The organism is Sphingomonas sp. H160509, assembly GCF_024124765.2.
GTDB lineage: Bacteria > Pseudomonadota > Alphaproteobacteria > Sphingomonadales > Sphingomonadaceae > Sphingomonas.
The window spans coordinates 2397872-2410136 of the sequence record NZ_JAMXSR020000002.1 but is presented as its reverse complement, the minus strand read 5'-3'; the positions used below and the strand labels follow the sequence as shown (position 1 = coordinate 2410136).

Sequence of the window (12265 nt, the reverse complement as noted above, 5' to 3'; positions counted from 1 at the left end):
GTCGTGACATGCAGACCGAACGCGTGACGTTTCTGACTACGCCCGATCACAAGGCCGCGCTCGATGCGTTCGCGGCGAACAGCGGCATGTCCGTCGGCCGCGTCGTGCGTGAAGCGACAACGCGGTACATTGCCGCACCGGCGTCGCGCGACGAGGAAGCGGCATTGGCGTTTCTCGCACCGGAGATCGAGGCCGCTGTCGACGACATGAAGATGTCCATCCAGTCGATGCGTGAGAATATCGCGCGCACCTGCGCTGTGGTCGATGCGGTGCTGGCGGGCGAAAGACCGTGAGTGCGGGTGAGAAAGCATTCGGCGTTTTCAAGACGATCCTGACGCTGAAGGATCAGCTGGATGGCCTTGATCGGGACGTCGCCCAGCTTGGCGGGCGACTTGCCGGTCTTGCCGGCGCGCATGGTGATCTCCGCGATCGCGTGTCTCGCCTGGAAGGGGTGATCGAAGGTGCCGCAATGGCGGCGGCCCAGCAGCGGAGGATTGAGGGATGATCGCGTTTCTTCTGCTTCAAGCCGCAGCCGTGGCGGCGCCTGCACCAACCTGGAAGCTCGCAGATCGCACCAACGCGACTGGCGTGCGCAGCATCTCCGCGTCGGTCACAGGCAATGACGGTTTGTCGCGCTTCGTCGTAAAGTGCGACGTGGCGTCCGGAGCCGATCGTGTCAATCCAGTTCATCCAGCCGCAGCCGCTCGGACAGGGACCGGACAAACCTGTCGCGGTGCGCTTCGATGGCGGGCCGGCGTTCACCTATAACTGGCAGTTTCCGGGAACGGGGACCTACGTCACCGATCCAGAGGCGATCACCAGGCTGACCACGTTTCTGGTAAAATCGAAGACGGTACGGGTCGAGACCACCAACGGCGCGAGCTTTGCGGTGCAGGCGAATTTCGTCGCGCCGACCGGTGATGCGATGATCCGGCAGGTGCTCGGCGTGTGCGGTTACACGCTGGGTGTCGTTCCCACGCCGCCGCCACCACCGAAGGATGCGCAATGACATTGGGCCGGCTCAACCATGTCGGTGTCGCGACGCCGTCGATCGCGAAGTCGGTCGAGACGTATCGCCTGCTGCTCGGTGCGACCGCGATCGGCGAGCCGTTCGACCTGCCTGCGCAGGGCGTGAAGGTGTGCTTCATCGATGCGCCCAACACGCAGATCGAGCTGATCGAGCCATATGACGAGAGTTCGCCGATCGCCGGCTTCCTGCGCAAAAACCCGGCCGGCGGTCAGCATCACGTCTGCTTCGAGGTCGCCGATATCGCCGCCGCGGTCGCCGACCTGAAGGCGAAGGGCGCGACCGTGTTGGGCGAGCCACGGATCGGCGCGCACGGCACGCCGATCGTGTTCGTGCACCCGAAGGATTTCGGCGGCATGCTGGTCGAGTTGATGGAGACGCCGGGCGATACCGGCGCGCACTAGGAGAGATCTGATGGCCGCGTACGAGCATATCCTGAGCGAACGGCGCGGCGACGTGCTGGTGCTGACGCTGAACCGGCCCGACCGGCTGAACGCCGCGCCACCGGCGATGTTCGAGGAATTGAAGGCGGCGCTGGCCGATCTGGATGGCGCCCGCGCGGTACTGATTTCAGGTGCCGGCCGTGCGTTCTGCTCGGGCGCTGATGTCGGTGGTGGCGCGCTTGGTTCGGACAATCCGGGCGAGACGACGTTCGCGGCACTGACCGGGAGTTACAACCCGACGATGGCAGCGATCGCCGCGCTCTCGGTGCCGGTGGTCAGCGCGGTGCGTGGTCCTGCGGCAGGGATCGGCTGCAGCCTCGCGCTCGCTGCCGATTTCTGTGTGGCCAGCGAGAGCGCGTATTTTCTTCAGGCGTTCGTGAATATCGGGCTGGTGCCGGATGGTGGCGCGTCGTGGATGCTGCCGCGGTTGATCGGCAAGGCCCGCGCGACCGAGATGATGATGCTTGGCGAGCGGGTGCCGGCGGCCAAGGCGCTCGACTGGGGGATGGTGCACAAGGTGGTCGCGGACGATGCGCTGGATGCGGAGGCGTTCGCGCTGGCTGAACGGCTGGCAGCGATGCCGACGGTCGCCCTCGGGTTGATGCGGCGGGCGATCACTGCTGCGTACGAAACGGATTATGCGACGGCGATGCAGGCGGAGGCTGCGAACCAGCGGGATGCACGCGGGTCTGCGGACTCGATGGAAGGCGGCATCGCGTTCCTGACGAAGCGCAAACCGGTGTTCACGGGCAAGTGACGACTCGCTCTTCTCGTTCCCCGGCGAAGGCCGGGGCCCAGGCTCGATGCGCAGCATCGAACGCGCTCCCGCGCGCAGCTTATTTGAGGGGCTGGGCCCCGGCCTTCGCCGGGGAACTAGGTGCTAGGTAATGACTGACAAACCGAACCCCCACGCTAGCCGACTGGCAGGCGCTCGCCGGCAAGGAAGTCAAAGGCGCCGACCTCACCTGGCCGACCCCCGAAGGCATCGACGTCAAGCCGCTCTACACCGCAGAAGACGTGCGCGAAGACCCCGGCCTCCCAGGTTTCGCCCCCTTCACCCGCGGCGTCCGCGCGTCGATGTACGCGGGGCGCCCCTGGACGATCCGCCAATACGCCGGCTTCTCCACCGCCGAAGCCTCGAACGCCTTCTACCGTCGCAACCTAGCCGCCGGCCAGAAAGGCCTCTCGGTAGCGTTCGATCTCGCCACGCACCGCGGCTACGACTCGGACCACCCCCCGCGTCACCGGCGATGTCGGCAAGGCGGGCGTCGCGATCGACTCGGTCGAGGACATGAAGATCCTCTTCGACGGCATCCCGCTCGACAAGATGTCCGTCTCGATGACGATGAACGGCGCGGTGATTCCGATCCTCGCCTTCTTCATCGTCGCCGGCGAGGAGCAGGGCGTCGACCGCAAATTGCTCGACGGGACCATCCAGAACGACATCCTCAAGGAGTTCATGGTCCGCAACACCTATATCTACCCGCCCGAGCCGAGCATGCGGATCATCTCGGATATCTTCGGCTACACGAGCCGCGAGATGCCCAAGTTCAACAGCATCTCGATCAGCGGCTATCACATGCAGGAGGCGGGGGGCGACGCAGCTCCACGAGCTCGCCTTCACGATCGCCGACGGCATGGAATATGTGAAATACGGCGTCGCGAGCGGCCTAGACATCGACAAGTTCGCGGGGCGGCTGAGCTTCTTCTTCGCGATCGGCATGAACTTCTTCATGGAGATCGCCAAGCTTCGCGCCGCCCGCGTGCTCTGGCACCGCGCGATGACGCAGCTAGGCGCGCAGGACGAGCGGTCGAAGATGCTGCGCACGCATTGCCAGACCAGCGGCGTCTCGCTCACCGAGCAGGATCCGTACAACAACGTCATGCGGACGACGATCGAGGCGATGGCGGCGATGCTGGGCGGCACGCAGTCGCTCCACACCAACGCGCTCGACGAGGCGATCGCGCTGCCGACCGACTTCTCGGCGCGGATCGCGCGCAACACGCAGATCGTGATCCAGGAAGAGACGGGGATGACCAAGGTCGTCGATCCGCTCGGCGGCAGCTATTATATCGAGAGCCTGACGCAGTCGCTGGTCGACGGCGCCTGGAGCCTGATCGAGCGGATCCAGTCCGAAGGCGGCATGGCGAAGGCGGTCGCAGCAGGCTGGCCCAAGGCGATGATCGAGGAAGCCGCCGCCGGCCGCCAGGCGCGCGTCGATCGCGGCGAGGACGTCATCGTCGGCGTCAACAAGTACAAGCTCGCCGAACAGGACGCGATCGAGATCCTCGACGTGGACAATGTCGCGGTGAGGGCAGGCCAGATCGAACGAATCGCGCGGGTTAAGGCCGCGCGGGATGAGGCGGCATGCCGTGCTGCGCTAGATGCGTTGCGCCACGGTGCACGAAGCGGCTCAATTCCTCCCCCTGCAAGGGGAGGGGGACCATCCGCAGGATGGTGGAGGGGGCGTTCCACAAAAAGGATACGCCCGCGGAAGCCCCCCCTCCGTCAGCCTCCGGCTGCCACCTCCCCGGGTCGGGGAGGATTTGAGAACAACCTCCTCGCCCTCGCCGTCGACTGCGCCCGAGCCCGCGCCACCCTCGGCGAAATCTCCTCCGCGATGGAGGATGTATTCGGCCGCTACGGCACGCAGCCCACTCCCGTCTCCGGCATCTACGGCGGCGCCTACGAAGACGACGCGCGCTGGACTCGCCTCACCGACGGCGTCGAAGCGACCGAGCGCCGCTTAGGCCGCAAACCCCGCATGCTCGTCGCCAAGATGGGCCAGGACGGGCATGACCGCGGCGCCAACCTCGTCTCGTCGATGTTCGGCGACCTGGGCTTCGAGATCGTCCCCGGCCCGCTGTTCCAGACCCCCGCCGAAGCTGCCGCGCTCGCGCTGGAGAAGGACGTCGATATCGTCGGCGCGTCGTCACTCGCCGCCGGCCACAAGACGCTGATCCCCGAACTGATCGGTTATCTCCGTGAGGCCGGCCGCGCGGATATCAAGGTGATCGCGGGTGGCGTTATCCCCGCACAGGACTATCAGGCGCTGCGCGATGCCGGGGTCCAGGCGATCTTTGGACCCGGCACCAACCTGATCCAGGCCGCCGAGGACGTGTTGAAACTCCTCGGCCATAATATGGCCCCGCAAGAGGAAGCCGCCGAATGACCGATACCCTCCTCCGTACTCTCGCACATGCAGCGGCTCCGAGCCTGGTGCGCGATGCTCCGGTTTCCCGCACCGACTGGACCCGTCCGGAAATCGCCGCGCTGTTCGACCTCCCGTTCGACGAACTCATGTTCCGCGCGCAGACCGTCCACCGCGCGCATCATGCGATCGGCGAGGTACAGCTCTGCACTTTGTTGTCGATCAAGACCGGCGGCTGCCCCGAGGATTGCGGCTATTGCTCGCAGTCCGCCTCGTCCGACTCCGGCCTGAAGGCGGAAAAGCTGATGGATGTCGACGCCGTCCTCGCCGACGCCGCGCAGGCCAAGGCCGCCGGCTCGCAGCGTTTCTGCATGGGGGCCGCGTGGCGCAACCCGAAGCCGCGCGACATGCCGAAGGTCGTCGCGATGGTCGAAGGCGTCCGCGCGATGGGACTCGAGACGTGCATGACGCTCGGCATGCTCGACGCGGACCAGGCCAAGCAGCTCGCCGACGCCGGCCTCGATTACTACAACCACAACATCGACACTTCGCCCGAGAATTACGGCAACGTCATCACCACGCGCACCTTCGGCGATCGGCTGGAGACGCTGGCGAACGTCCGCGATGCAGGGATCTCGGTCTGCTGCGGCGGGATCGTCGGGATGGGCGAGACGCGCAGCGACCGCGTCGGCTTCGTCCACGCGCTCGCCACGCTACCGCGCCACCCCGAGAGCGTCCCCCGTCAACGCGCTGGTCCCGGTCAAGGGCACGCCGCTCAGCGACATGCTCGCCGGCACGCCGATGGCGCAGATCGACGACATCGAGTTCGTCCGGACGGTCGCCGTCGCGCGGATCACGATGCCGCTCAGCATGGTGCGATTGTCTGCGGGTCGCGAGAGCATGTCGGAGGCTACCCAGGCGCTCTGCTTCATGGCCGGCGCGAACTCGATCTTCACCGGCGACAAGCTGCTGACCACCGGCAACGCCGGCGACAGCGCCGACGCGACGCTGCTGGCGAAGCTCGGGATGAAACCGATGGTCGGCGCGGAGCCGATGAGAGAGGCCAAGACATGCTGCTGATCGCACTTTTGATGGCCGCCGCGCCGATGCAGTCGCAGGCGACGATGAACCGTTCCGCCGGTACGAGTTATGCCCAGGCCGATGCCACGATGACCGCGCAGTGGAACCGGACGTACGCCTACATGAAGCGGCGCGACGCGCAGGACGGGTCGCGCGGCGGCGGGTTTGGCTATGCGGCCGCGCTGTTGGAGAGCCAGCGCGCGTGGCTCAAGTTCCGCGATACGCAGTGCGTGATCGAAGGCGGGCAATATGCCGGCGGTTCGGCGCAGGGCATGACGATTGCCGGGTGTCGGACCGACCTGACGCAGGCCCGCACGAAGCAGCTCAAGACGATGATTTGGTACCAATAACCAGTCCGCACCCGGACCGCGTCCGGCAAGACGGCACAGATTAGGGCGAGTGATGTTCAAGAAAATCCTGGTCGCCAATCGGGGCGAGATCGCATGCCGCGTCATGCGGACTGCCAAGGCGATGGGCATCAAGACCGTCGCGGTCTATTCCGATGCCGACGCACGCGCGCCGCATGTGCTGATGGCGGACGAGAGCGTGCGCCTCGGGCCGGCCCCCCGCCGCCGAAAGCTATCTCAAGGCAGAGCTGATCCTGCTCGCCGCCAAGGAGACCGGCGCGGACTGCATTCATCCGGGCTACGGCTTCCTGTCCGAGCGCGAGAGTTTCGCGCTGGCCTGCGCCGAGGCCGGGATCGCCTTCGTCGGGCCGCCACCCAACGCGATCGCCGCGATGGGCGACAAGATCGAATCGAAGAAGCTCGCCAAGGCCGCGGGCGTCAACGTCGTGCCGGGCTATCTCGGCGAGATCGACAGCACCGATCACGCGGTCGAGATTGCCGGCGGCATCGGCTATCCGGTGATGATGAAGGCGTCGGCGGGCGGCGGCGGCAAGGGCATGCGGCTCGCCTACAGCGAACAGGACGTCCGCGAAGGCTTCGAGGCGACCAAGCGCGAGGGGCTGGCGAGCTTCGGCGACGACCGCGTGTTCATCGAGAAGTTCATCGAATCGCCGCGCCACATCGAGATCCAGCTGATCGGCGACCAGCACGGCAACATCGTCTATCTCAACGAGCGCGAATGCTCGATCCAGCGGCGGCATCAGAAGGTCGTCGAGGAGGCACCGTCTCCGTTCGTCACGCCTGCCATGCGGAAAGCGATGGGGGAGCAGGCGGTCGCTCTTGCGCAGGCGGTTGGGTATCATTCGGCGGGGACGGTCGAGCTGATCGTCTCGGGCGCGGACACGACGGGGGAGGGGTTCTACTTTCTCGAGATGAACACCCGACTTCAGGTCGAGCATCCGGTGACCGAGGAGATCACCGGGCTGGATCTGGTCGAACTGATGATCCGGGTCGCCGCGGGTGAACCGCTCGGGTTCGGGCAGGATGACGTGAAGCTCAACGGCTGGTCGATCGAGAACCGGGTCTACGCCGAAGATCCGTATCGCGGGTTCCTGCCGAGCATCGGTCGCTTGGTTCGCTATAATCCGCCCGAAACCTCCCCCCTCCCGCAAGCGGGAGGGGCCGGGGGTGGGCACGCGCTGTCCTCCACCGCTAACGTTGCGTTTGACGATAACGCGAGCCCATCCCCAGCCCCCTCCCGCAAGTGGGCGGGGGGAAGCAAGGGTCCGCGTCGACGACGGCGTCCGCGAGGGCGGCGAGGTCAGTATGTTCTACGACCCGATGATCGCCAAGCTCATCACCTGGGCCCCCACCCGCGACGGCGCGATCGCCGCGCAGATCGCCGCGCTCGACGCGTTCGAGCTGGAAGGCCCGGGCAACAACATCGATTTCCTCTCGGCGATCATGCAGCACCCGCGCTTCCAGTCGGGCGCGCTCACCACGGGCTTCATCGCCGAGGAATATCCCGACGGCTTCCACGGCGCCCCCGCCGACGCCGAATTGCTGAAGACGCTCGCCGCCGTCGCCGCCTTCGCCGCGACGGCCGAAGCCGATCGCGCCCGCCGGATCGACGGCCAGCTCGGCAAGCGCCTCCGTCCGCCCGCCGACTGGGTGGTGACAATCGACAAGACCGACCACGCGGTGACGGTCTCGACCGACGGCATCATGGTCGATGGAGAAGACCTCGACCTGGCGCTCGAATACACGCCCGGCGATCGCATAATGGTCGCCGACGGCCACGGGACCGATGGCGACGAACACCTCACGATCCGCATTGCCAAGGCCCGCGCCGGCTTCAAGCTCACGACGCGAGGCGCGAGCCACGTAGCCCGTGTCCTCCCCGCCCGCGTCGCGCCCTACACCGCGCACCTGATCGAGAAGGTCGCGCCCGATCTGTCGAAGTTCCTGATCTGTCCGATGCCGGGGCTGCTGGTGCGGCTCGACGTAGCGGCGGGCGACAGAGTCGAGGCGGGGCAGGCGCTCGCGGTGGTCGAGGCGATGAAGATGGAGAACATCTTGCGCGCCGAGAAGACGGGGACAGTGAAGTCGGTTGCGGCGAAGACGGGGGACAGCCTCGCGGTGGATCAGGTAATCCTCGAGCTGGACTGACGACGCGCGGTCTGATTTGCCTTCCGAAAGCGCGTCCCGCCCCGTCATACCGAGCTTGTTCCGGCATCCACCGTTCTGCACACCCGATCGAACTGAGTGTGCGGTGCGGTGGGCCCCGGCTTCCGCCGGGGTGACGGGGAAGGGGCGTATGTTGCTCCCAGCGCCGGTGGGGCGAGCGATCCGCATCTATGTTTCCCCGCGAAGGCGGGGACCCAGTCTGGGCTCCCGCTTTCGCGGGAGAACAAGGAAGGGTAGGCCGGCAGCTGTGTTTGCGGGATCGCGTCCCCCTAACACCACCCCGGCGAAGGCCGGGGCCCAGTTGGGAGCGGCTGGTGATTGAGGCCAGCGCTCCGTTACAGCGACCTTGCCAACTGGGCCACGGCATTCGCCGGGGTGGGACGTGTGATGGGCAAGCGCTCATCCTGAGGCTTTGCCGAAAACAGCGGCAGCGGTGCCGGGACCCAAGCCCAACGCCACCCCCTCCCGTTTCCGGCCCCATCGCTGTACAGCACCCCGGATGACCCTCCTCCGTTACCTCGCCGCGCTCCTCCTTCTAGCCACCGCGCGCCCCGCGATCGCGCAGGACGAGCCCAAGGTCGCGACCGTCGCTGCCAGCCTGACGCAAGCCTCTACCGAGCTCCAGGCGATCGACGACGCCACCCCCGCCGCGCGCGACGACAAGGCGCGGCAAGCCCTCCGTACCCGCGCGCAAACCGTCCAGACCACCGCCGCCGACGCCGTCCGCACGCTCACGCCGGAGATGGCGCTGGTCCAGGCGCGCGTCGCGGAACTCGGTGCCGCCACTCCCGGCGTCGTCGAAGCGCTCGAGATCCGCCAGCAACGCAAGCTCCTCGCGCAGAGCCAGTCGGCGATCGACTCGGCGATCAAGCGCGCGCGCCTCATCGGGATCGAAGCCAAGCAGCAGATCGACGACATCGGTGCTGCCGAAGCGGAGGAACTCGGCCAGCAATTGTCCGAAAACACCGGTTCGCCGCTGTCGCCGACATTGTGGGCCGCGATCGTCGATCACCTGCCGCGCGACACCGCGCGCATGATGCGGTTCGCCAATGTCGAGATCCGCCAGTTCGGCGCGCGGTTCGACATGCGCGCCGGCACCGGCCTGCTGATCGGGATCCTCACCGCGCTCGTGCTGATCGTGCCGCTACGACGCTGGCTGCACGGCGTCGGCCGGCGCTACGCGACCAACCACGCGCCCGGCGGTCGCCTGCGCCGCTCGGCCTACGCGCTGTGGCTGGTGGTGATCGGCACCGCGCTGCCCGGCCTCGCCGCCTGGGCGATCGTCGCGTCGTTGCGCTGGGCCGGGCTGGTCTCGCCCGCCTGGAGCCGGTTCGGCGCGCTTTTCGTCGGGATCACATGGTTCTGCGCGTTCGTGTCGTCGCTCGGCGGCGCGCTGCTGCTGCGCGGCCAGTCCACATGGCGCCTGTTGCCGATCGGCGACCCGGCCGCGCAGGCGCTCCGCCCCTATACCTGGATGGCGGCCGGGCTGATCTTCTTCGGCCAGCTCCTGATTGCGACCAACACGCTGATCGGTATCAGCGCGCCCGCATCGAGCGCGGCCAATGCGGTCGTCGCATTGCTGCACATCGTCCTGCTCGGCGCGATCCTGGTAACGCTCGGCCGTCTCCGCGCCGCCGCGCTGCCCGACCCGACCAAGCCCGCGCGCAACACGCTGCTGGCGATCGTCGCGACATTGGTCTGGCTGGTCCTGCTCGTGACGCTGATCGCCGGCCTGATCGGCTATGTGAACTTCGCGCTGAAGGTCGCGACGTGGCTGCTGTGGGGGCGCGATCGTCGGCGCGTCGCTGTACCTGATGATGACCTTCACCGACGACGCGTGCCGGACGTTGCTGTCGAGCGGCAACCGTCTCGGCCGGTCGGCGAACAGCGGTTTCGGGGTCGACAACAAGACCGTCGACCAGATTGGCGTGCTGCTGTCGGCGGCGCTGCGGCTGTTGCTGATCCTGCTCGCGGTCGGCGCCGTCATGGCGCCGTTCGGGGCGGGCGTCGGCTCGGCGTTCGAGCTGTTCGGGACGGTCGCGAACGGCGTGACGATCGGCCAGGTCACGATCTCGCCGGGCGCGGTGCTGCGCTCGATCGCGGTGCTGTTCGTCGCGCTCGCGATCATGCGCGGGCTGCAGCACTGGCTGGTGAATAGCTATCTGCCGACCACCGCGATGGATGCGGGCGCGCAGAATTCGGTGATGATGGTCGCGCGCTATGCCGGGATCATCGCCGCGGTGCTGTGGGCGCTCGGCGCGCTCGGCATCGGGATGGAGAAGCTGGCCGTGGTGCTCGGCGCGCTGTCGGTCGGGATCGGCTTCGGCCTGCAGGCGATCACGCAGAACTTCGTCTCGGGGCTGATCCTGCTCGCCGAACGCCCGGTCAAGATCGGCGACCTCGTCCGGATCGGCAACATGGAAGGCGACGTGAAGCGGATCAACGTCCGCTCGACCGAGATCCAGGTCGCGGACCGCTCGACGCTGATCGTGCCGAATTCCGAGCTGATCACCAAGACGATCCAGAACATGACGCTGGCGGCGCCGATCGGCCGGATCCAGCTGCAATTCTCGGTGCCGCTCGAGGAGGATCTCGATGCGGTGCGGACGATGCTGTTCGCGGCGTTCGCGGAGAAGCACGAGGTGCTCGACGATCCCGAACCCAAGGTGTTCATCGATTCGATCGACGCCGGCCGCGCGAAGTTCAACTGCTTCGCGTACGTGGCGAGCCCGCGCGATGCCTATCCGATGCGCAGCGAACTGCTGTTCACGCTGCTCCGCCAGTTCCGCGAGGCGGGGATCGAAGTCGGCTCGACCGCGACCAAGATGGAGATCGTCGGCGGCGTGCCCGCACCACGCGCCCCGGACACGCCGGCGGATCAGTTAACCGAATAGGGTATTGAGATCGTAAAGGCCGTGCCGGCTGCCATCAGCCCCCTTCGGGTTGAACTGGACCGCGGTGACCATTCCCTGCGTCGCCGAGTCGCCCGCGACGGGTTTGTAGCCCCAGACGTTGTTGCCGCTGGCAAAGTCGACATCGTCGTCAGGGTCCGAAGGCGAGGCATACTTGAACTTCAGCCCGGTGGTGCCGGTCGTATCGCCAGCTTGCACGACCGCGCCGATGTTGGTGCCGTCGCCGTCGAGCGCGATGCGCAGGCCGGCTGGCGTGGGCAGCGTGAACGTGAGCGTGTTACTGTCCAGCGCGAACGGATTCGGGTTCAGGATCTGCATCGTCATGCGCAGCTTCGCGCCGGGAATGGCCTTCGGGTTGTTGGTCGTCGCCGAGGCTTCCCACGTCGTACGTTGTGTCACGGTAACGACCGCGTTCTTGGCGACGGTCACCGTGACGTTGACGGTGGCTACCTTACTGTCCTGGTCGTTGTCGGCCAACAGGCATAAACCCAGGGCTGCGATACCGTTGCAGAATTTCCAGGTCCAACGGACCTGGAAGTTGCCGGCGTATATGCCGGCGGGCGGCGCCGCCGCGCTGATGAGCTTGATATAGATCGGCACCGCGGCCTTGCTGTTGCTGAGCAGCGACAATGTCGTCCCCTCGACATAGGATCGGGGGGTATTGGCGACGAAGGGCGTGGTGCCGTCCGCGGTGGCGGATAACGAATAGCTCATCGACCCTCCGGTCGGCGCGGTTAGCGTCAGCGGGGTGGTCGTTATCAACGTCGCGCGCAGATAGTCGGCGGCCAGCAGCGACAGGATGCTGGCGTTCGCACATTTGAACGAGCCCGTCGTCGCGATGAACCCCGCCCCCGTCACGGCGGTAGGCGACAGGGTGCCCAGGCTGGCGGTCGATGGCGTCGCGATATCGCACGCGAACGCCGGGGCCGCGGCAAGCCCGAGATACAGCAATATCGCGGCGACCAGTCCCCGCAGTCCGTGTCCCGAAGTCATTGCCGGACAATGTTCGATACCCACCGCATCCCTCGCACCCGTTTCGATGCTTCAGCGCTATCCCCACATTCGTTAATGCGTTTTGAAGAACCGGAAACGGGTGTTTTCGCGCATCGAAATGGGC

The 12265-nt window shown here is 66.7% G+C and carries 10 protein-coding genes and 4 pseudogenes; 13 read left to right on the top strand and 1 reads right to left on the bottom strand.

Annotated features, from left to right (window positions below):
- The first annotated feature begins 8 nt into the window (after positions 1-8).
- The 13 genes and pseudogenes from NHF48_RS13495 (at position 9) to NHF48_RS13435 (ending at position 11130) form a co-directional block, all read left to right on the top strand.
- Positions 9-293 carry a hypothetical protein gene (locus tag NHF48_RS13495; protein WP_133020236.1) on the top strand — a complete coding sequence of 95 codons (285 nt, stop codon included), beginning with the start codon at positions 9-11 and terminating at the stop codon, positions 291-293.
- Positions 290-505 (top strand): hypothetical protein, encoded by a 216-nt coding sequence (locus tag NHF48_RS13490; RefSeq protein ID WP_133020237.1) that lies wholly within the window; start codon positions 290-292, stop codon positions 503-505. The genes NHF48_RS13495 and NHF48_RS13490 overlap by 4 nt, the downstream gene beginning before the upstream one ends.
- 168 nt (positions 506-673) lie before the next feature.
- Entirely contained in the window at positions 674-1009 is a 336-nt protein-coding gene (locus NHF48_RS13485) for a hypothetical protein (protein ID WP_253071402.1), read from the top strand.
- On the top strand, positions 1006-1431 hold the full coding sequence (mce, locus tag NHF48_RS13480; protein ID WP_253071401.1) for a methylmalonyl-CoA epimerase: 426 nt from the start codon (positions 1006-1008) through the stop codon (positions 1429-1431). Before NHF48_RS13485 ends, mce begins: the two co-directional genes overlap by 4 nt.
- A gap of 10 nt (positions 1432-1441) precedes the next feature.
- Positions 1442-2227 carry an enoyl-CoA hydratase-related protein gene (locus NHF48_RS13475; RefSeq protein ID WP_253071400.1) on the top strand — a complete coding sequence of 262 codons (786 nt, stop codon included), beginning with the start codon at positions 1442-1444 and terminating at the stop codon, positions 2225-2227.
- 260 nt (positions 2228-2487) lie between these two features.
- A pseudogene (locus tag NHF48_RS25170) lies at positions 2488-2661 on the top strand (methylmalonyl-CoA mutase family protein); the annotation flags it as partial.
- 100 nt (positions 2662-2761) lie between these two features.
- Positions 2762-3016 (top strand): annotated as a pseudogene (locus NHF48_RS25165) (methylmalonyl-CoA mutase family protein); the annotation flags it as partial.
- Positions 3017-3107: 91 nt separating this feature from the next.
- The gene (locus NHF48_RS13460) at positions 3108-4643 is read left to right on the top strand and encodes a methylmalonyl-CoA mutase family protein (protein WP_446741156.1); all 1536 of its coding nucleotides are present in this window, start codon (positions 3108-3110) and stop codon (positions 4641-4643) included.
- Positions 4640-5702 (top strand): annotated as a pseudogene (bioB, locus tag NHF48_RS13455) (biotin synthase BioB). The gene NHF48_RS13460 and the pseudogene bioB overlap by 4 nt, the downstream one beginning before the upstream one ends.
- Entirely contained in the window at positions 5693-6052 is a 360-nt protein-coding gene (locus tag NHF48_RS13450) for a lysozyme inhibitor LprI family protein (RefSeq protein WP_342454655.1), read from the top strand. Before bioB ends, NHF48_RS13450 begins: the two are co-directional and overlap by 10 nt.
- Positions 6053-6104: 52 nt before the next feature.
- A pseudogene (locus NHF48_RS13445) lies at positions 6105-8218 on the top strand (ATP-binding protein).
- 517 nt (positions 8219-8735) lie between these two features.
- Entirely contained in the window at positions 8736-10394 is a 1659-nt protein-coding gene (locus tag NHF48_RS13440; protein ID WP_253071399.1) for a DUF3772 domain-containing protein, read from the top strand.
- Positions 10285-11130 carry a mechanosensitive ion channel family protein gene (locus NHF48_RS13435; protein ID WP_263816894.1) on the top strand — a complete coding sequence of 282 codons (846 nt, stop codon included), beginning with the start codon at positions 10285-10287 and terminating at the stop codon, positions 11128-11130. Before NHF48_RS13440 ends, NHF48_RS13435 begins: the two co-directional genes overlap by 110 nt.
- On the opposite strand, the gene NHF48_RS13430 is transcribed toward NHF48_RS13435, so the two are convergent.
- The gene (locus NHF48_RS13430) at positions 11119-12141 is read right to left on the bottom strand and encodes a spore coat protein U domain-containing protein (RefSeq protein ID WP_263816893.1); all 1023 of its coding nucleotides are present in this window, start codon (positions 12139-12141) and stop codon (positions 11119-11121) included. The genes NHF48_RS13435 and NHF48_RS13430 overlap by 12 nt on opposite strands.
- Between the last annotated feature and the right edge of the window lie 124 nt (positions 12142-12265).

Bases quoted from the DNA above. Each gene is read 5' to 3' on its own strand.
- NHF48_RS13495 (WP_133020236.1), top strand. From the start codon at position 9: ATGCAGACCGAACGCGTGACGTTTCTGACTACGCCCGATCACAAGGCC.
- mce (WP_253071401.1), top strand. From the start codon at position 1,006: ATGACATTGGGCCGGCTCAACCATGTCGGTGTCGCGACGCCGTCGATC.
- NHF48_RS13475 (WP_253071400.1), top strand. From the start codon at position 1,442: ATGGCCGCGTACGAGCATATCCTGAGCGAACGGCGCGGCGACGTGCTG.
- NHF48_RS13460 (WP_446741156.1), top strand. From the start codon at position 3,108: ATGGAATATGTGAAATACGGCGTCGCGAGCGGCCTAGACATCGACAAG.
- NHF48_RS13450 (WP_342454655.1), top strand. From the start codon at position 5,693: ATGCTGCTGATCGCACTTTTGATGGCCGCCGCGCCGATGCAGTCGCAG.
- NHF48_RS13440 (WP_253071399.1), top strand. From the start codon at position 8,736: ATGACCCTCCTCCGTTACCTCGCCGCGCTCCTCCTTCTAGCCACCGCG.
- NHF48_RS13430 (WP_263816893.1), bottom strand. From the start codon at position 12,141: ATGACTTCGGGACACGGACTGCGGGGACTGGTCGCCGCGATATTGCTG.